Below are 19,207 nucleotides of genomic sequence, written 5' to 3' on the forward strand. Positions count from 1 at the left end.
TCTAGTCTTGAAATATGTGCGACCTCAATGCCTCGAGCAGCGTACTGACTTCGGCTGCCGTGGCACATTGCAGAGCCTTTTCCGACCATTCCTTGAGTTCATGATGATGCGTTTGAATCAGAGCCTGTTTCACACGGGCGATCGAACCGGCGCTCATACTCAGTTCGGTCGCACCAAAACCAATCAAAAGGAGAGCAGCCCGGGGATCACCCGCCAGCTCCCCACATACGCCGGCCCACTTGCCGGCACCGATCGCGGCACGGATCGCCTGATGAATCATCAGCAGCACAGCCGGGGCATAGGGCTGATAAAGATCACGGATCTCGATATTGCCGCGATCGACCGCGAGCGTATACTGCGTGAGATCATTGGTCCCGATACTGAAAAAATCCACATAGCGAATCAATTGGTGAGCCAGCATCACGGACGCGGGCGTCTCGATCATGATGCCGAGATCCACGTGCGAGGCGATGCTGATCCCTTCCGCTGTGAGTTCCTCCCGCACGTCCTGCAGCACGCTCCGCACTTCAATGATTTCCTCAACCGTGGCAATCATGGGGCACATGATCTTTAGGGAGCCATAGGCACTGGCCCGCAGCAGGGCGCGGAACTGGGTCCGCAGGAGTTCAGGCCGGCGCAGGCTGACCCGAATGCCCCGCAGACCGAGGAAGGGATTATCCTCCTTCGGAAGTCCAAGATGCGGCAGATCCTTGTCGCCGCCCACATCCATCGTCCGCACGATCACGGCATGCGGATGCATCTGCACCAGTGCGGATCGATAGGTTGCGAACTGTTCCTCTTCGTCCGGCAGATTCGAACGATTCATGAACAGAAATTCCGTGCGAAAAAGCCCGATTCCCTGCGCCCCGGTTTTGCAGGCCGCGGGGATTTCCTCGGGCAAACCGATGTTGGCTGCCAGCGTGATCGCATGACCATCCAGGGTTTGCGCCGGCACATGCACAAGTTCCGCCAGCCTCTTATGTTCCTCCTGATGCCGCGCGCGCGAGGCTTCATAGAGCTGCACGAGCTCAGGGTCCGGATTCACATACACCCGGTTGCTCACGGCATCCATTAACACCCAATCACTGTTCTGTATCATGCGCGTTGCATGCCGGGTTCCAACGATGGCTGGAATGTTCAAGGCCCGGGCGAGGATCGAAGTATGCGACGTCGTGCCGCCGAGATCGGTGAGCAGTCCCTGCAGGGTATGCAGATTGAGTTGCACCGACTGCGCCGGCGATAGATCCTCAGCCACCAGGATGCGATCGGTCAGATCAGGGAGTGGTCCCGGGACGATGCCAAGCAGTTCCTTGAGGATCCTCTGCGACAGATCGCGGATATCGGTGGCCCGCTCCTTCAGATACGGATTATCGAGAAGGCTGATGGCCCTGGCATGATCCTCCATTACCCGATGGACGGCATACTCGGCACGAATGCTTTCCCGTTCCATGAGGTCCGTAATGGTCTCCAGGAGTTCCTCATCATCCAACAGCATCTGATAGCTTTCAAAGAGGGCCTGAGTGGCTTCATCAAACAGCGTCTCAGCCTTGTCCTGCACATCCTGAATATGCCGTCGCACAGTGGCAAGAGCCTGATTCAGACGCTTCACCTCATGGCTGCAGTCGGTCGCTTTCTCGGCGCCCGGTTTCAGACGAACCGGTCCTTCACGCCACAGAAAAGCCTGTCCATACGCGTAGCCCTGCGAAGCGATCGTTCCCTGGATACATTCCGTGCTCGTCATACATCACCTCAGATTCCCAAGATATTCACTGAGATGCTCAATCGCCTGATGGGCATCCTCTCCCTGAGCCACGATTCTGATTTCAGTACCCTGACTCAGTTCCAAGAGCTGCAGCTTGAACAGACTCTTGGCGCTCGAACTTTTGCCTCCCGCTTCGATGGAAATCTCACTCGCAAAACGCTTGGCTTCCTGCACAAAAAGAGCGGCCGGGCGGGTATGCAATCCATCCTTGGCGTTCAATTTTACAGTCCTGGTGTACATGACGTCCGGTCCCCTATTGAGTCGGTTGAGCGATGGTGAAGATGGCGTCCAGGCCTGCGACCACAGGACCCTGGCTTTTGTGAAGAATCTGAAAGGCATCGGAATTCGCCACCACAATCGGCGTAATAAGCGATTTGGCCTTTTCGGTCAGCACATCAAGGTTCAGCACGAAAATCGGTTCACCCTTCTTGACCCGCTGACCCTCGTGAGCCACGCGGGTGAAGCCCTGGCCATTCAAACCCACGGTATCAAGGCCAACATGCACCAGAATCTCGGCGCCCGAATCGGCCCTCATGGCAAAGGCATGGTTGGTTTTGAATATTTTTTCGATAATGCCATCACAGGGGGCCACCACCCGATCTCCGGTGATCTTGATGGCCACTCCATCACCAGCCAGGAGGTCGGAAAAGACAGGATCAGGCACCTGATCCAGAGGCAGAATCTCGCCATCAATGGGCGCGATAATGGAAAATCCGGATTGCAGGATCCTGCGCAGCTCATCACAGACCGGCTCGGCCTGAGACCCCAGAATGACTTGAGCGTGGGTCCGGTCGAGTCGGATGGTACCCTTGCTGCCCAGATTTTTCAGTTCGGCGTCCTTCAGGAGAGAACTATCCCGAAGCACAAGGCGCAAACGGGTGACACAGGCATCCACGTGCACGATGTTTTTCGCTCCACCCAAGGCGTGAATAAATTGAGCTGCAGGAATGGTTGGGGTGCCGGACGTTGCGGGCACAACGGTGACGGTCTGAACTTCAGCCCCCTCGCGTCCCGGTGTCTTGATCTGAAAAAACCGGATGAAGAAAACAAAGCATCCATAGTAAAGACCAAACCAAAGCGCGGTGAGCGGAAGGAGCATCCAGCCGTTGGTGGCCAGCTTATAACTCAGGACAAAATCGATCGCGCCGGCGGAAAAGGTAAATCCGGCTTTGATTCCCAGGATATAACAGAGTGCCAGCGAAAGACCGGTAAGCACGGCATGAACCACATACAAAGCGGGAGCCAGGAACATAAACATGAATTCAACCGGTTCCGTCACACCCGTGATAAATGAGGTCAGCCCCACACCGAGCAGCATGCCCATGAGGCCCTTGCGTTTCTCCACCGGAGCCATGTGATACATGGCCAGGCAGGCCGCGGGCAAACCGCCCATCATCACCGGATAAAAGCCGGCCATGAAAGTTCCCGCTGTGGGATCCCCTGCAAAGAAACGTCCCAGATCGCCCTTTGCTCCCTCGAATTCACCGAAGACAAACCACACGAGACTGTTGATCACCTGATGCAGGCCAGTGGGAATCAGAAGACGATTGAGTGTTCCATAGGCAAAGGCACCTATGCCTCCGGAATGAATAATCCACTGCCCAACCGCATTAATTCCCGCCTGCACCACAGGCCAGACAAAGGCAAAGATAAAAGATAAAACCAGAGCAGCCCCGGCCGTCACAATCGGAACAAAGCGTCGGCCTCCAAAAAATCCGAGCCATTCCGGAAGGCGAATGGTATGAAAGCGATTGTACGCAAGCCCGGCCAGCACACCACTGATGATGCCGGCCAGTACTCCCATGTCCACATCAGGTGCCAGGGCTTTCAAGGAACTCGTGAGCACCAGATAGCCCACGCCTCCAGCGAGCGCGGCCGCACCTGCATTATCCTTGCTTAGTCCCACCGCCACGCCGATGGCAAAAATCAGCGCCAGGTGACCAAAGATGGCGGCTCCGGCCTCCTTCATGAAGGCGATGTCCAGGACATCAGGTGATCCCAGTCGCAGCAGCAAACCCGCAACGGGCAGCACAGCAATCGGCAGCATCAACGCGCGCCCGAGTTTTTGCAAGGCACCGAGCACGCTCATGGAAGCAAGGCTGGATCTCACGCTCTCTGTATTCATGTTCCCTCCTCCTGGTTAAAAAAAGGCAAAACCGTCCCATGACCATAAAGATGGCCTCTGTGTTGCAACGTTCGAAAAAAATCAGGCTACAAGGTCATCGTAACTTTGCGCAGATGCGCGGGCTGATCGGGATCATAGCCGCGTCGCAAGGCCAGCCTTGCGATCAAGGGATAAAGAATCTGCGCGGCCACGATCGGATCACAGAGCGCATCGCCGTCCACAGGATAGGGCATGCTTGCGTGTGGCGTTCCTTCCGGAGCCACAAAGATAACGGATGCCCCTAGCTCCTTCAAAAAATTCACAGTATCCAAAAGACCCGGCAGTTCCGGTCCACGCAAACCGATCACCAGCACTGGATCGCCTGCGCGCACCAAAGCCATGGGCCCATGCCGAAACTCAGCCGCACTATAAGCCAGAGCCGGAAGACGACAGACTTCATTGAATTTCAGAGCAATTTCCTGGGCGATGGGCAGTCCCTGGCCGCGGCTCAAAACCAGAAGACTCGAAGCCTGCACAAAATCCAGGTTATGATCACGGGTCATCTGCAGGGCATGGTCCAGGCGATCCGGCAAACGCTTTAACGTGGACCAAAGTGCCTGATCGTCCTCCCAAAAGCCCAGCATCATCACAGCATTCACAAGGCTCAGGAGAAACGATTTGGTGGCCGCCACACTGCGTTCCTCTCCGGCGCCCATGGGCAGAACATGACGAGCCACACGGGAGAGGGGCGAATCCGCCTGGTTGATCAGGGCCAGGGTCAGGGCTCCTCCGTCCTTTGCCTTTTGCATCGCATGACAAAGATCAGGGCTTGCACCCGATTGGGAAATGGCCAGGGTCAACGCGTGACCCCAGCGTAACGCGGCCTCGTGCAACGTCAGGAGCGAAGGGGAAAGGGAAACCGGCATCAACCCCATGCGACGAGCCACCGCATAGCTGAAGTACTGAGCGGCATGATCCGAACTGCCACGGGCTATAGTCACCAGCTGCAGGACGGATCGCGTGCGGAGTTCCTGAAAAAATTCCTGCCATTGCGGATGCGGCTGGTCGATATGCTGCTGTATCAAGCGGGGCGCCGCGAGCGCCTCTTCAATCATGAGATGCTTCAATGGCTGTTCCCTCCACATAAACCTGTTCGAGCCTTCCGTTCGCATCCAGGACGATCAAATCCGCAAACGCGCCAACATCAAGCCGCCCGCGATCGGTCAGGCCCAGGTAGTCGGCCGGATAAAGCGAAAGGCGGCAGACGGCTTCCTCCAACGATAGACCGATTTCCAAAAGATTTTGCAGAGCCTGGTCCATGGTCAGGATGCTGCCGGCTATGGTTCCATCCTCCAGATACACACCGTTGGGGCACTTGAAAACCTGCTGGCAACCGAGGGGATACGCTCCATCGGGCATGCCGCTGGCTGCGGAGGCATCGGTCACACAGTAGAGCCTCGGTATGGCACGAAACGCCGCGAGCATCGCCCCCGGATGCACGTGAAAAAGATCCGGGATAATTTCTGCATATTCCGCGCGGGCAAAGGCCGCTCCCACCATCCCGGGGTTGCGATGATGCAGGCCCGACATCGCATTGAAAAGATGCGTGAAACCTGAGGCTCCTTGCTGCAAGGCTGTCACGGTTTCTTCATAGGATGATTTGGAATGCCCCAGCTGCACCCGAATCCCCTCCTTTTTCAGCCAGTCCAAAACCCGATGATTCTGGATCGTTTCCGGGGCCAGCGTGATCACACGCACAGCCTCCATCGCACACAGATCCAAAATCTCATGCCCATCCGGATCAGGTGTCGCCACCGGCGGATGAGCGCCGCGTTTGTCCTGATTGATAAAAGGGCCTTCAAGGTGCGCGCCGAGCACCCGCGCCCCATCGGTTATGGGCCATTCACAGGCGGCCTGAACATCACGCAGGACCCCGCGCAGTTCCGGAAGCGGCGCCGACATTGTGGTCGCCAAAAGGCTTGTGGTTCCATGCGAGGCGTGCCAGCGTGCCAATTTTCGAATGGCCGCCGCGCCTTCCATCACATCCGCACCCTGACCCCCATGCACATGCAGATCAATAAATCCGGGGATGATGGTCTTCATCGTCGAGGCGCCGAGGCTCCGTTCCACACTTGTAATGCGGTGATCGAAGGTGAGAAAACCATTCACCCATCCCTGTGTTGTCAGAATGCGACCCTGGAGTGTTGTCATAGAGGAGCCCGTCCTCGATGCTGCGGAGTCGCTTCAACATTTTTGTCCGTTTGCAATTCGGCGATAAAATCATAACTGTCGCCACGGTAGTAGGAATGCGTGAACTCCACCGGCGTTCCGTCGGCCAGGTAGCCGACGCGCGTGATATAAAGCACCGCGGTATCATCGTTCGCCTGGAGAAGATCACGTTCCGTGCTGCTGACGATATTGGCCCTCAGATGCTGAAGCGCGCGCACGGGCATTAACTTCTGCATTTTCAAATAGGCGTAAAGGGAACCCGTCATCACATAGGGATTCGGCAGCACATGTCGCGGCAGAACCGAATATTCCACCGCCACCGGCTTGCCATCCGCCAGGCGCAAGCGTTTGAGGAAAGCCACCTGCTGTCCCGGTTTCAGACTGAGCGTCAGAGCCTCCTCCGCCGTGGCGGTGCGGATAAAACTTTCCAGCACCCGCGTTTCCGGTTGAATGCCGCGGGCCTTCATCTCGTCCGAAAAACCTGTCAGCACGGAAATCGGCTGTTCGATCCTCTGCTTCACAAATGTTCCGGCGCCCTGCTGGCGTTCGATTAAACCTTCCTCCAGCAGCAATTCGAGCGTCTTGCGAATGGTGATGCGCGACACATCCAGCGCTTCGGACAGATAACGCTCCGAAGGCAGCGCATGACCAGGGGACCAGAGCCCATTCTGGATGGCCTGAGCAAATTTATTTTTCAACTGAATATAGAGCGGTGTTGTCGCGTCCGGATCCGGCCGCAGAGCATCGATCGAATTCTTAAGTTTCGACGTGGATTGCACCTTCCACGACATCTGCGGCACGATGCAGATCTCGTGCAAATCCGGCTGCCGGGCCATCAGCACCGCACCATCCAAAGCGGTCCGACGCGCAGGTCCGGCCCACTTTTGAAGCCAGGGCGGAAGATAGGGCTTCATTCGTTCTGCGGCGGAACCAAAAAGGCTTAAAGGCAGACTCTGGTCCTTGTCAAACGAGCGAATCAACTGGCCGATTTCATCCGCTGCCTTTTGCATGAGTCCCAGAGCGGCCGGATCATTTTGATCAGCGTGGTCCAGGACGAGATACCCCAGGCGCTCATAATCAGCAGCCTGAACCGCGAGAAGCCAGTCACGAATTTTTTCCGGACTCGGTCCACACTGATCCAGCAGAGCCTGGTGCAGCATCGCGTCACTGAATTCCGTCGAAAGGCGGCCATCGAGCAGGGACAGCGTCTGCGACAGAGCCTGCCAGCCAAGCCAGCCGGTGCTGCCGATATCAAAAGGAAAACCCCAGCCGCCCTTGCGATGGGAATGGCGCTCGGCATCAAAGCATTGCGCCAGGACCTTGGAGCCAAGACCCAACACGAGTCCCGGCTCACCACCGTGAGCGCCGAGCAGGATCATATGAATATCGCTGGCGACTTCCAGCGAACAGAAGCGTGGTGCGTTTTCAATCAATTGCCGTCGAAACTGCGAGGTTTTCGCGGTATCAAGACCCAGGGCCAGATGCACCTGGTGCAGAGGCAGATCCCCGAGGGATGCCGTCAATCCATTCCAGAGCGCCGCCGGATCATCCTGCGGCACAGGTGGCAGAGAGCAGGAAATAAGACGCTCCCCTGCTTCCGACTCGACAAGCAGGTCCAGCGATTGAGAACTGATGATTGCACCCGCAAAACATTTCGGTCGTCTGTGCAAAGCTCATCTCCCTTGTGTTGAGAAGCCGAATATGGACATGTGAGTACCACGCTAATACCAGTTCAGACAATGAGGAACTTTGTGTAGTTACATGTAACTATCCAACACATTCGCATTTACAAAATTTCAAAGGGGAAACAGAAGAAGACATTGCTCAAAGTGGTTTTGGATTGGTATTACTTCCCCAAACAATGCACACAAAGTGCACTGATTCAGGAGTAACCACTATGAAGATCGCATCTCTTCTGGGACTCATCAGTTTGTGCTGGGCAGCAGGAACGGCAAATGCAGAGACGGCGCAGGGTTCGGGGCCGGCCGTCTCGTTCCAACTTCTGGAAAACAAGCCGGACGATACGTTCCGGGCGTCCATGAAGTTTGAAAATACCAGCACGGAACCGTACAAGGACTGGACCCTGCATTTCAGTTTTGTGCGCCCCATCCTGAAGCTGAGTGGAGCCCGGATTGTCGAAGGCAAGGATCGCAACGGTGATTTTTATTCCGTTCGCAGCACGGACCCCGCGAAGCCTCTTCTTCCAGGCCAAAAGGTTGAGATGGAACTGCTCGGCAAGTGGTTTCTCAAGCATGGAACCGATGCGCCAGCCGGTTTTTTCGTGAGCTATCAGGATGCTGCGGGGCGCCTGCAGCTGCGGGAACTCAAGGTGGAGGCACCGATCGATGACGGCAAGCGCCCCACCGTGGCCAGTGACCGTATCTTCACACGTCTTGCCGCTGGTCCGAAACCGGCCGTTCCTCTCATTCCGCGGCCTGTTCAATATGAAGCCAAAAAAGGCCCCGGTTTTGAGTTGAATGCGTCCACTGTTCTCATCGTCGATGGCAAGGCGCCTGGCGCTGCCGATGCGGCCCGTTTTTTCAGTAACGCTCTGCACGCGGCGATGGGTTTGCGTCTCAATCTTGTGGAGAAAGCTCCAGCCAAGGCTGCCGTTATCCGCCTGGCTCATGATGCGAAATTTCCAGAGGCCGAAGGTTATAGCCTGACCATCAAGCCGCGCCTCATCACGATCAAGGCCAAGGATCCTGCCGGATTTCATTACGCGGTGCAGAGTCTGCGCCAGCTCCTTCCCGCAGCCTTTTATCAGGAGAATCCGCCTCCCCAAAAAACGGCCATGCTTCCCGCGGTTCAAATCACCGACTATCCACGTTTCGCGTGGCGGGGACTTCATCTGGATGTGGCGCGAAATTTCCGTCCCATCGCTGATGTCAAGCGTCTCCTCGATCTAATGGCCATGCATAAGCTGAATCAATTTCACTGGCATCTCACCGATGATGAAGGCTGGCGTCTTGCGATTCGTGCCTATCCTCAGCTGACTGACGTCGGTGCCTTCCGCGGTTTTGGTTTGCCGCTGGCTCCTGCGCTCGGTTCCGGTCCGGAAAAACAGGGCGGTTTTTATACTCAGGCTGAAATTCGTGATGTGGTCGCCTATGCGAAAGAGCGTCAGATCACAATCATTCCGGAAATTGACATGCCGGGGCATGCGCGTGCCCTTTTGAAAAGCCTTCCGCAGCTCGTGGATCCCGAGGATGAGTCGGTCTATGAAAGCGTTCAAGCCTATCGCGACAATGTCCTCTCCGCCTGCATGCCGGTGACTTATGAAGTTATGGATAACATTCTGAAGGAGGTTTCTGAACTTTTCCCCGGGCCCTATATCCACGTGGGCGGGGACGAGGTGCCCGAAGGCGTGTGGAATCCTGAGCGTTCGCCCAAGTGCAAAAAGCTCATGGCTGCGGAAGGCTTGAAAACCAAACTTGATATGGAGAATTACTTCTTTAAAAGAATTAAGGCGTCGGTGGAAAAGCACGGCAAAAAAATCGCGGGCTGGGAAGAGATCATCGCCGGACCCGGTTTTCCGAATCGCGATGTTCTCACCTTTGCCTGGAAATCCAGCAAGGAAATCGACCGTATCGTGCGCCTTGGTTACCCTGTGATTCTGAATCCGGCTGATCATCTCTACTTTGATCTGGCTTATAGCGAGGATCCTCGCGAGCCGGGTTACTACTGGGCAGGAACCATTGATACGGCCAAGGTCTATTCCTATAAGGGCGCTTCTGCGGATCTTTCCGCCCGGGATCGCAAAAACATCCGCGGTATGCAGGGCAACCTCTGGTCGGAAACGATCTGGACCCGGCAGGATCTTGATTATCGCGCCTTCCCCCGCGTGGTCGCTCTGGCTGAAATCGCCTGGACAGCCGAGCGTCTGCAGAACTGGGACAACTTCGCTCAACGTCTTCAGCACTGGCATCTGCCGCGCCTGCAGGCCTATGGTGTTCAGTACCGGGTTGGACCAGGAACCAGTCAGCTGACGAGCCAGCCATGACACGACCCACCTGGATACGCGTCGGAATACTTTTGCTCCTCGGTCTCGAACTGCAGGCTCTTGCGCAGCAGGCCTCGATCACCACCGGTTACTTTTATAGGCGGCGCACCGATGGCAACCTGAAGGATCCCGTCTGGCCTTCACAGGAAATGAAGTCCAACGTCATCAACACTGTTTTTGATATGAGTTCCGGTTATCTCGGCGGCTGGTTGAAAGCCGATCTCGGCTGGATCGCAGCTGTTAACTTTGAGAAAGACTACCGCTGTTCGGAAGTGGCCTTCTGTTCCAAGACAGCGGATAGCGTTGACGGCAAAACCAACATTTGGGCTCATACGGATCTTGATGGGGTGGCGCTGAATCGGGCCACGCTCGGTGTTCAAAACGATCTTGGCGATATGAAGTGGAAACTGCGGGCCGGTTATGATCAGCTCAATGCCGGCGTCCTGGGAACCAACTGGGGCTTTCTCTTCCCGGGCACCTATCGCGGCGCTCAGCTGGATGCGCAATGGGCGGGGCTCTCCTTCAACTACGCCTGGGCCGATGCCTATCGCACACCCTGGGCCACGGAGTATGGATATTTTCAGGATCCCGGTGGCGACAGGATCAAGGAAATGCAGACGGCCGGTCTCAAGTATCAACTCGAAGGCGGACTTTATGTGGAAGGCGCAGCGGGTCTCGCCACCGGCTGGCAAAAGCGGCATTTCGGCAAACTCGGCTGGAAGGGCAAGGTGGGCAGCTCCGACTTTTCCGCCAATTATCAGCACTATCGCTTTCGGGTGATGGGTGCGGATTTCATCGGTCGCAAGGATTCCTTCGGGGAACAGAATGTCGTCAGCATGCAGCTCTCCACCCCGGAGTCCTGGACCTTCACGCTGGAATATGTCGGCACGCAGGTGAATTTCTGGTGCGCGGTGCCTGAGTTCGTTCCCCGTATGAGCGCCGGCTATGGCAACAGCCAGGGACGCCTGGATTACTGGTGGAATGCCGTTTCAGATTTCAACAAGGATGGTGAACGGGCCTTGAATCTCGGGATCAAACCGCCCGCCGTGAAGTGGAATCTTCTTTCGATCCATACAGGAGTCAATGTGATTCAAGCGGGGCATATCTCCGGTTTCAATGCGAACCACGAGCGAACGGATCGGGAAGGCTATGAGCGCGGTTACAACCTGGATCTGAGCTTTTCCTTTGCGGATGGACCATTGAAGTCCCTGTCGACTGCGGTCCACTATACGCATCTGAAATCAGGCGGGACCGACCTGGATCCGAACGACCCGGGCTCTCTTTATGCGCGCTATGGGCTCTACAGTACGGATGATCTGAAGGTCATGCTGGTTTACAGCACTTCCATACTCTGATGGGTTCTCAAGCCGGTGTTTCCTATGCGGTGGCAAAGGGCTGATGCCACCGTACTCACCCGCCAATGTAACCAGGGCATGGATACGGCCCGGAAAAAATGTGAACGAAAAGAACGCCTCTGACGTCTCCTTATTTGGACTTTTGCAGACCCATCCACAATAACGAGGAAATCATGCTGTCAGTGCGTTCAAGTCTCCTGCTCCTTTCCCTCGTCACTATTCCCGTTTCAAAGGCCAATGGTTCCCCATCATGCCCGACGGCCACAAAATCCGGTTCAACGTGTCTAAAAACTTCACTGATCAGGCAGGATGAAACTCTGCTGTTCGGGTTTGAATTGGAAAAAGAAAAATCGGGCAAAAGGCTGGCTCTGGCCAGGTCCGCAAATCCCACCGCCTACACCTACCGCTTTGGTCAGGCTCACAGAGTCGAGCTTGAGTTTCCCAAGGACCGCAAGGTTTCCGGAACACAATTTCAATGGTCAGCCGATTCCCAACACCTGTCTTCTCTCTCATTTCGAAATGGAAATTTTTTCTACACCATTTATGAGGAACTGGACGTCAACCGGAAACCCAAACAGGTTGGGATTCGTGTCAAGGATCTCAGGTCGGGAACGGAGTCCGATCTGAAGGGTTCGGTCCTGACACGTGAAGGCAGCCTCGCCGCCTTGGCGGAAGATCCGGGCATCAGCAAATTTGCCAGAGCTCCTCCCCTTCAAAAGACCAAAAAAACTTTCTGCCGTGTGGCCGAGAAAAAAATCGAGGGTTCCAACAAATATGAAATCAATGTTTTGGCTATTCATACGGAAACCATAACAGGCGGACTTCCCATTCCGGTGATGCAGCAGCTCAACCAGGAGGTTAATCGGTCTTTCGAGGCTTACAAGGCCTCCGATGCCGCGGACTATAAGGACGAAAAGGACACGATCGTCACCACTCAGGATTGTACAAACTTAAGTTACGAAGAGATATCCCGGCTTCCTGCTCACGCGGCGCTCAGTGATAGAGTTTCTGAAACCATACAGGGTTTCTCGTGGGATCGTCTTGGCACCAGGATAGTCACGTTGCTCGACTCCAGTTATTCCGATACCGGAGCTCGCCCTTCAGGCGGATCAAGCAACGCAAAGTTTTATCGAGTTACAGATGGGCAGGAGATCAAGCGTGATCGGCTCTTCACTCCATCAGGCCTTGCCGTCATGAATAACGCCGTGCGCAAAAGCTTCAACTGTCAGACACGACCCAGCAGGAAAGATCCGGATTGGGAGGATCCAATCGTCCATTGCAATCGATTTTCTTCCGTCGTAACACAAGGCTATTTTTCAACCAACGAAAACGGTCGCATTGAAATCGCATTCTCCGATCACGAGATCGCTCCTCATGTCAGTTGGGACCCTTATGCCAAGGGGAGCTTCGAACCGCGGGAGTTTGATACGTTTTTGCAGTGATCCCGCACTGACTCTTATTGATAGTTCTGGTGGCAGGCGACCTGATGCCCACTCTTCAATACCCGCAGCGGCGGTGGCCGCAGCATTCCCTCCTCACAGGTCACCGGGCAGCGCGGCTGAAACGCACAGGTCTTCCGCCGACTGGTAAAACCGGGCGGATAACCAGCAATCCCACGCTTCTGCATGCGCTCCCCATCAAGAGAAGGAAAAGACGCCATCAACCCCCGCGTATAAGGATGCTGCGGATCCTCAGCAATATCCACACTGCGCCCACATTCCACAATCTGACCCGCATAGAGTATCGCAATCCGATCACAGAAAGCCGTCATGAGTGGCAGGTCATGCGTGACAAACAGCACGGAAAACTTCTGCTGCGTCTGCAGCTCAACAATCTTCTGCAATATCTCCCGCTGAACGATCACATCCAGGGCCGTCGTAGGTTCATCCAATATCAAAAGCGGCGCCTCCAGCAAGAGCGCCATCGCAATCATCACCCGCTGCCGCATGCCTCCGGACAGTTCATGCGGATAGGCCTTCAAATGCTCGACCTTAAGGCCAACCCGCACCATCCACGCGGCGGCCAAATCCTCGGCTTCTCTCCGGGAGAGGGAGCGATGGGCCCGAATCGTATCCAGCAGCTGTTCCCGAATGGTCAGCACAGGATTCAAGGCATTCAAGGCATTTTGAAAAACCATGGCCGCTTCCCGCCAGCGAAAGGCTTTCATCTCCCTGGCACTAAAATCGAGAATGTCACGTCCCTGATAAAGAATACGGCCGCTCGCAATATAAGCCGGCGGCGGCAGTATCCGCAGAATGGCCTTGGCCAGCGTGGATTTTCCGCAGCCCGATTCCCCGGCCAGACCCAGGATTTCCCCGCCCTTGATATCAAGACTCAAATTTTCAATGATCGGCACGGGTCCGGCGGCATCGGCCATCATCACGGAAAGATTCTCAATCTGCATCATACGGCTGTCCTCACCACAGGCGTTAAACCAGGATCGGAACGTCCCACTCGGCGGCGCCAGACTTTTTGTACCTGGAGTCGCGGATCGGCGATTTCATCAATGGCAAAGTTCAGAAGAGCCAGCGAAAAGCCCACCAGCGCAATGCAAAGGCCGGTCGGTATAAAGGTCCACCACGATTCCGTCATGAGCGCTGCATCATTGCTGGCCCAATAAAGATTCGTGCCCCAGGTAATCGCGGAGATATCACCCAGCCCGAGAAATTCAAGTCCGACCTGGGCTCCGAGCGCATAGATCACCGCGCCGAGAAAAGTCGACAAAAGCAGTGGAGCCATGTTCGGCAGGATCTCAAAGAACATCAGCCGCAGGCTCGACTCCCCGCCGACGATGGACGCGGAAACAAAATCCCGCTGCCTCAGGCTCAAAGCCTGGGCGCGGAAAACCCGCGCATTCCAGGCCCAGCCCGTGGCGATCAACACCAGCGCAATCGTGATCTGACCGCTTGGCAGATAAGCGGCGACCACAATGGCCAATGGCAATCCAGGAATCACGAGAAAAATATTAGTGAAAAGCGAAATCCCCTCGTCCGCCACTCCACCCCAAAACGCCCCGGCCAGCCCCAAAAGAACCCCGATCAGCGTGGTGGCGGCTCCGATCGCGAGCGCGGAAAACAGGGAATGGCGTGCGCCCACAATCATCTGGGCCCACACATCCTGACCCTGGCCTGTGGTTCCAAGCAGGTACTCACCGCCGGGCGGCTGGAGCGGCGTTCCTAAAAAGGCCTTTGGATCCTGGGTAAAAAAAGGACCCACGATGGCCATCACGATAAACAGAAGCAGGATGGAAAAACCCCAGACGGATTTTTTCTGTGAAAGCAAACGTCGCAGCATAGATCAACTCCCCAGACGTATCCTTGGGTCCAAGAGCGTGGAAAAAAGGTCGACCAGCCAATTCGCAAGCAAAACCGCCAGCGTGATCATCAGAAAAAGCCCCTGCATCAAGGGAAAATCCTGACTGCGCACCGCCTGGACCAAAAGAAAACCCTGGCCCGGATAGGAGAAAACAACTTCCGTCAACAGGGAGCCGCCCATCACAAAACCAAGAGCCATGCCAAAGCCAGTCATGTTCGGCAGAAGCGCATTGCGGGCTGCATAACGCCAGATAATTCGAAAACGCGAAAGTCCCTTGGCTTCCGCGAGAGCCACATAATCCTGTCCCAGGGCCCCCATCATCACGTTGCGCATGCTCAGCATCCAGCCGCCAATCGTCGCCAGGACTATGGAGAGTGCCGGGAGAAAGGCGTGACTGATCAAATCATAAAGTCGGGTGGAAAGCGCGGCATCGGTCAGGCGATCACTGGTCGCATGACCCAGAGGAAACCAGCCGAGCCGAAACGCAAAAAGATAAAGAAGCAGCATGGCCAGCCAGAAGTATGGAAACGCTCCCAGAAACGACAGAAAGGGTGGCAGCACGCTATCCAGCCAGGAACCACGTTTGGCTGCGGCCACAATTCCAAGTCCGGTACCGAGTAGAAAACTGATCACCACCGCGGTGCCGGCGAGGAACAGGGTCCACTTGAAACCCTGGCTGATGACATCCACCACCGGCGCCGGATAGTAAACAACCGAGATTCCGAAATTACCCTGAAAGAGATGCGCGAGATACGTGAAATACTGCTGATAGAGCGGCGCATCGGTCAGACCAAAAACCTGTTTTAAAGCTTCCAGTGATTCAGGCTTCAACTGCCCCTGAAATCGCGCAAAAACCAGACTCGCAGGATCACCGGGAGCCAGACGCGGCAGAAAAAAATTGATCGTGATCGAAAGCCAGGCCGCCAGTGCATAAAAACCAAGTCTGCGCAGGAGGTGAATCATGTTACAAACCTTTCTGCCGGGGTTTGACTTCATTCAGCAGCAAAAGAATTTCCGGGCGAAAGTTCGGCGATAGCGCGGCATAAGGATTCTCCGCGCTGGGAAAACCTTCAAAATGTTTGCTATTGAAGAGCCCCCAGGCGGGTGCCGGAAACAAAGGAACCGCAGGCGCTTCGACCATGAAAATATCCTGCAGCAGATTCGAAATCTCCTTTTGCCGTTCCGGGTCCACCGTGCGTTCCCATTCCCGCATCAAGGCTGTCGCCCCGTCATCCGCAAAGCGATGCCAGTTGCCAGGCGTCAGCACATCCAGGGGTTTGACTGTGCTGGCATCCATGATCCAACGATAAAATCCATAGGGATCCGTGCCCTCGCCCGACCAGCTGATGGAACCCTGAAACTGGCCTTTTTGCAGGCCTTCAAACCACGAGCCGAAGTCCCGGGCTTTCACCTTGGCATCCACGCCGACCACCTGCAGCTGGCTGGCAATAATCTGCGCCGCCCGCACCCAGTCCGACCAGCCATTGACCACCGTGATTTCCAGGCTCAAAACCTGACCGGCTGCATTGCGCCGTTGGCCATCGCGCTGTCTTTTCCAGCCTTCCTGCTCCAGAATTTCCGTCGCCTCATCCGGATGAAATTCGATCCAGCGGCGTTGCTCGGGGGAAGCTTCCTTGCGCCAGCGCTTATAGGCATCGGTCAGCCCGGAAGGATGCGGCGGCTCCGTATAGCGATACATGGCCACATCCGCGATGCGCTCGCGATCGATTGCCATGCTGATGGCCTTGCGCATGGTGGGGTTGTCGAAGGGTTCCTGCTGGGTATTGAGATAAAGAAAAATCATCGGACCGACGAGGGGAAACCAATAGTGATGATACTCCGGATTTTTCTGCACAAAGACCCGATCCACGGCCGGAATAAAATTGCCGGCCAGATCCACTTCCCCATGCAGCAGAGCCAGGTTCGCCTGATCATTGCTGGCAAAGGCGGGAAAACGCAGACCTTCGATGTGCGGCTTGCCCTCCTGCCAGTAGAGGGGATTGCGTCCGAGTTCAAAAACCTGATCCTCGAACAGGGTCACGCGGGTAAAGGGTCCCGTGCCGACCGGATCGGGATTGGCAAACTGAACCGGATCCCTCACATCCTTCCAGATATGCTCGGGCACGATCACCTGATTGGCGAGCACCGCAAGGCCGGGCGTGTAGGTCGCCTGCATGGTGAAGAGAACCTCATGCGGACCCTGGCTTTCCACTGAGGATAAAAAGTTCCAGACCGCACCGGAATCCAGCGCAGGGAATTTTTTCACCAGCTGAAAGGTAAAAACCACATCCGCCGCGGTCATGGCGCGACCGTCAGACCACTGCACCCCTTCGCGCAGAACCATACGCAGCTTGCGAAAATCCGCGCCCTCCCACCGATAGCTCGTGGCCAGCCAGGGCACGAAGTCTCCGTTCATGCGATTGTAAATCATGAGCGGCTCATAGATGGCGCCGATGGAATATTCACGGGCGCTGCCCGAAGTGAGCAGCGGATTGAAATTGCGAATGAAGGAGGTCTGCTTTTCCACGGAAATGGTCAGCACCTGCCGGCTTTCCTGCCTGGCTTTGGGAACGCAGGCCTGCGAAATAAAGCTTAAACACGCAAGGGCACTAATGAGGGCTCGCATGGATCACATCCCCTTCCTGATTCCATTCGGTCCGGGTCAAGGTTTTCAAAGGAAACCATGAAAGATCATTCATGGCTTTTTCCAGAATCATGGTGGCCGCGCCCAGCGCGATATTCTGCTCGCCGAGCTGGCTCCAGCGCAGGGGAACCGCGTGCAGATCCTGCCAAATCAGTTGCTTTTGAATCACGCTGCGAATCTTCTGCAGCATCATCTCACCGGCCGCGCTCATACTCCCGCTTAACACAATGCATTCAAGATCCAGCAGCACCAGAAGATTGGCCAGCGCTGAGCCCAGGACAAAGGTCACCTCCTCGAACATCTCCTCCGCCACCGGATCCTTGGCCTGAACGGATTCGATCCAGCGCTGCATCGTCAGATTGCAACCGGACAGAAGGCTGAAAGGATTCTGCCGTCCCAGCTCATGGGCCCGTTTGAGGAGACAGCCGGTGCCGAGCATATCATTCAGGTTCTGCCTGACAGGCTGCGGCAGAAGATGAGCCAGCATGTGCCCGAGTTCGCCGGCCAGACCTGAACGTCCGCGATGAATGCTGCCATTCAGAATTAAACCCGCACCCACCCCGGTGCCGAGTTTAATAAACGCAAGGTTGTTGCGCTCGGGCTCCTTCGCCCACCAGAGTTCCGCCAGAGCCCCAAGGTTGGCATCATTATCAAAGAGCACAGGCAAACCAAAGCGATCACGCAGCAGGGCCCGGGGATTCACGCCTTTCCAGGCTGGCAGGATTCCCTCATGAATGGGCGTATGCTCTTCGCTGGGATGCACGGGACAGGGCAGACCAATGCCAATGCCGATCACCGGGCACCGCTCCTGGTCGGCGGTTTCCTTCATGGACTGGATGGTTTCCATGATCAGCTGCATGGTCTGCTGTGGTTCCGTTTGCACCGGGCAGCGTCGAAAGCGGGACTCGCGGATCATGCCTTTCAAATTCATCAAGGCAAAGGCTACATGCGTGGCCCCGACATCCACCCCGATGATGGAGTAACCATCGCTGTGAAAGGAGAGCATCATGGGCCGGCGTCCGCTCGTGGAATGACGTACACCCTGTTCGCTCACGAGGTCACGTTCCAAAAGTTCTGCAACGATGGCCGAGACTGAGGAACGGCTCATGCCGGTCATGCGCGAAATATCAGCACGCGAAATCTCCTGCTCCTGCCAGATCATGCGCAGAAGTGTGGTGCTGTTCATGGTTCGCATATGAGACGCGTCTACAGTTTCCATTCCTTGAATCCTTTGCTTTCAGATTTCCACGACGATCTTGTTGCCGTAGGGGTCCACGGTTTCGACCCAGCGTCCCTGGGGTGTTCCGCCCAGGTCACGAATGGCATAAAACGCCAAGGGTACCAAACGGTACGAGTATCCTTCAGCTGTATAGCCGACGCTATCTTTAAAATTGTCGAGCATCGACTGATAAGCCTGAATTGCTGCATTGCGGTAGAGCGTGCGCTGCTCTTCACTCAGGCCTTCATGCGCAGCCAAGGCCCCGAGCGCGATCGCTGTTTGAAATTGACTTTCGCCACTGCGGGCGATCGCCAGTTCGGTGGCCCAGGCATAGAACATGGCAGCCAGACGCGCGGGCGGGGCTCCGGCCTCCATGGCCCAGCCTGTGATATTCCAACGCTGCGCGGGACTCATGGCCACGCGGGAAAAGGGATTTTGCCAGTCCTCCAGCACCGCCGTGCTGGGATGAATCCCGGCGTTATCCTCCAGCGTCGGCAGACCTGTATCCCCAAGCGCCAGTGGGGTCAGCTCCACACCGCCTCCTTTCGGGCTTCCGCAACTCGCCGAAAGGATGAC

The 19,207-nt window shown here is 55.9% G+C and carries 15 protein-coding genes; 3 read left to right on the forward strand and 12 right to left on the reverse strand.

Going from position 1 to position 19,207, the window contains the following annotated elements:
- Position 1: 1 nt before the first annotated feature.
- The 6 genes from ptsP to OLTU_RS32555 form a co-directional block, all read right to left on the reverse strand.
- Positions 2–1,741, reverse strand: a complete 1,740-nt coding sequence (gene ptsP, locus OLTU_RS28415; RefSeq protein ID WP_141736109.1) for a phosphoenolpyruvate--protein phosphotransferase — start codon at positions 1,739–1,741, stop codon at positions 2–4.
- 3 nt (positions 1,742–1,744) lie between these two features.
- The gene (locus OLTU_RS28420) at positions 1,745–2,002 is read right to left on the reverse strand and encodes an HPr family phosphocarrier protein (RefSeq protein ID WP_141736110.1); all 258 of its coding nucleotides are present in this window, start codon (positions 2,000–2,002) and stop codon (positions 1,745–1,747) included.
- Between the two features lie 13 nt (positions 2,003–2,015).
- On the reverse strand, positions 2,016–3,851 hold the full coding sequence (gene nagE / locus OLTU_RS28425) for an N-acetylglucosamine-specific PTS transporter subunit IIBC (RefSeq protein WP_141736891.1): 1,836 nt from the start codon (positions 3,849–3,851) through the stop codon (positions 2,016–2,018).
- A 122-nt stretch (positions 3,852–3,973) separates the two neighbouring features.
- Positions 3,974–4,993 (reverse strand): SIS domain-containing protein, encoded by a 1,020-nt coding sequence (locus tag OLTU_RS28430; protein WP_176737050.1) that lies wholly within the window; start codon positions 4,991–4,993, stop codon positions 3,974–3,976.
- The gene (gene nagA / locus OLTU_RS28435) at positions 4,974–6,077 is read right to left on the reverse strand and encodes an N-acetylglucosamine-6-phosphate deacetylase (RefSeq protein ID WP_141736112.1); all 1,104 of its coding nucleotides are present in this window, start codon (positions 6,075–6,077) and stop codon (positions 4,974–4,976) included. The genes OLTU_RS28430 and nagA overlap by 20 nt, the downstream gene beginning before the upstream one ends.
- A complete protein-coding gene (locus OLTU_RS32555; protein ID WP_218110338.1) occupies positions 6,074–7,765 on the reverse strand; it encodes a UTRA domain-containing protein in 1,692 nt (563 codons plus the stop codon). The genes nagA and OLTU_RS32555 overlap by 4 nt, the downstream gene beginning before the upstream one ends.
- Positions 7,766–7,992: 227 nt before the next feature.
- Between OLTU_RS32555 and OLTU_RS28445 the strand changes: the two genes are divergently transcribed.
- From OLTU_RS28445 to OLTU_RS28455, 3 genes are all read left to right on the forward strand, one after another.
- On the forward strand, positions 7,993–10,098 hold the full coding sequence (locus tag OLTU_RS28445) for a family 20 glycosylhydrolase (protein WP_176737051.1): 2,106 nt from the start codon (positions 7,993–7,995) through the stop codon (positions 10,096–10,098).
- Positions 10,095–11,453: an OprD family outer membrane porin gene (locus OLTU_RS28450; protein WP_141736114.1), complete on the forward strand. Its 1,359-nt coding sequence runs from the start codon at positions 10,095–10,097 to the stop codon at positions 11,451–11,453. The genes OLTU_RS28445 and OLTU_RS28450 overlap by 4 nt, the downstream gene beginning before the upstream one ends.
- A gap of 173 nt (positions 11,454–11,626) precedes the next feature.
- Positions 11,627–12,895, forward strand: a complete 1,269-nt coding sequence (locus OLTU_RS28455) for a hypothetical protein (RefSeq protein WP_141736115.1) — start codon at positions 11,627–11,629, stop codon at positions 12,893–12,895.
- Positions 12,896–12,909: 14 nt separating this feature from the next.
- Here the strand turns inward: OLTU_RS28455 and OLTU_RS28460 are convergent, their stop codons facing one another.
- From OLTU_RS28460 to OLTU_RS28485, 6 genes are read right to left on the reverse strand one after another with little or no spacing between them, the layout of a single operon-like run.
- Positions 12,910–13,860, reverse strand: a complete 951-nt coding sequence (locus OLTU_RS28460; RefSeq protein WP_141736116.1) for an ABC transporter ATP-binding protein — start codon at positions 13,858–13,860, stop codon at positions 12,910–12,912.
- The gene (locus tag OLTU_RS28465; protein ID WP_141736117.1) at positions 13,857–14,747 is read right to left on the reverse strand and encodes an ABC transporter permease; all 891 of its coding nucleotides are present in this window, start codon (positions 14,745–14,747) and stop codon (positions 13,857–13,859) included. The genes OLTU_RS28460 and OLTU_RS28465 overlap by 4 nt, the downstream gene beginning before the upstream one ends.
- Before the next feature lie 3 nt (positions 14,748–14,750).
- Entirely contained in the window at positions 14,751–15,731 is a 981-nt protein-coding gene (locus OLTU_RS28470) for an ABC transporter permease (protein ID WP_141736118.1), read from the reverse strand.
- A 1-nt stretch (position 15,732) separates the two neighbouring features.
- Entirely contained in the window at positions 15,733–17,394 is a 1,662-nt protein-coding gene (locus tag OLTU_RS28475) for an ABC transporter substrate-binding protein (protein ID WP_141736119.1), read from the reverse strand.
- The gene (locus OLTU_RS28480; RefSeq protein ID WP_141736120.1) at positions 17,378–18,631 is read right to left on the reverse strand and encodes an ROK family transcriptional regulator; all 1,254 of its coding nucleotides are present in this window, start codon (positions 18,629–18,631) and stop codon (positions 17,378–17,380) included. The genes OLTU_RS28475 and OLTU_RS28480 overlap by 17 nt, the downstream gene beginning before the upstream one ends.
- A gap of 18 nt (positions 18,632–18,649) precedes the next feature.
- Positions 18,650–19,165, reverse strand: a complete 516-nt coding sequence (locus OLTU_RS28485) for a hypothetical protein (RefSeq protein ID WP_141736121.1) — start codon at positions 19,163–19,165, stop codon at positions 18,650–18,652.
- Positions 19,166–19,207: the final 42 nt, after the last annotated feature.

Source organism: Oligoflexus tunisiensis, from assembly GCF_001748245.1.
GTDB classification, from domain to species: domain Bacteria; phylum Bdellovibrionota_B; class Oligoflexia; order Oligoflexales; family Oligoflexaceae; genus Oligoflexus; species Oligoflexus tunisiensis.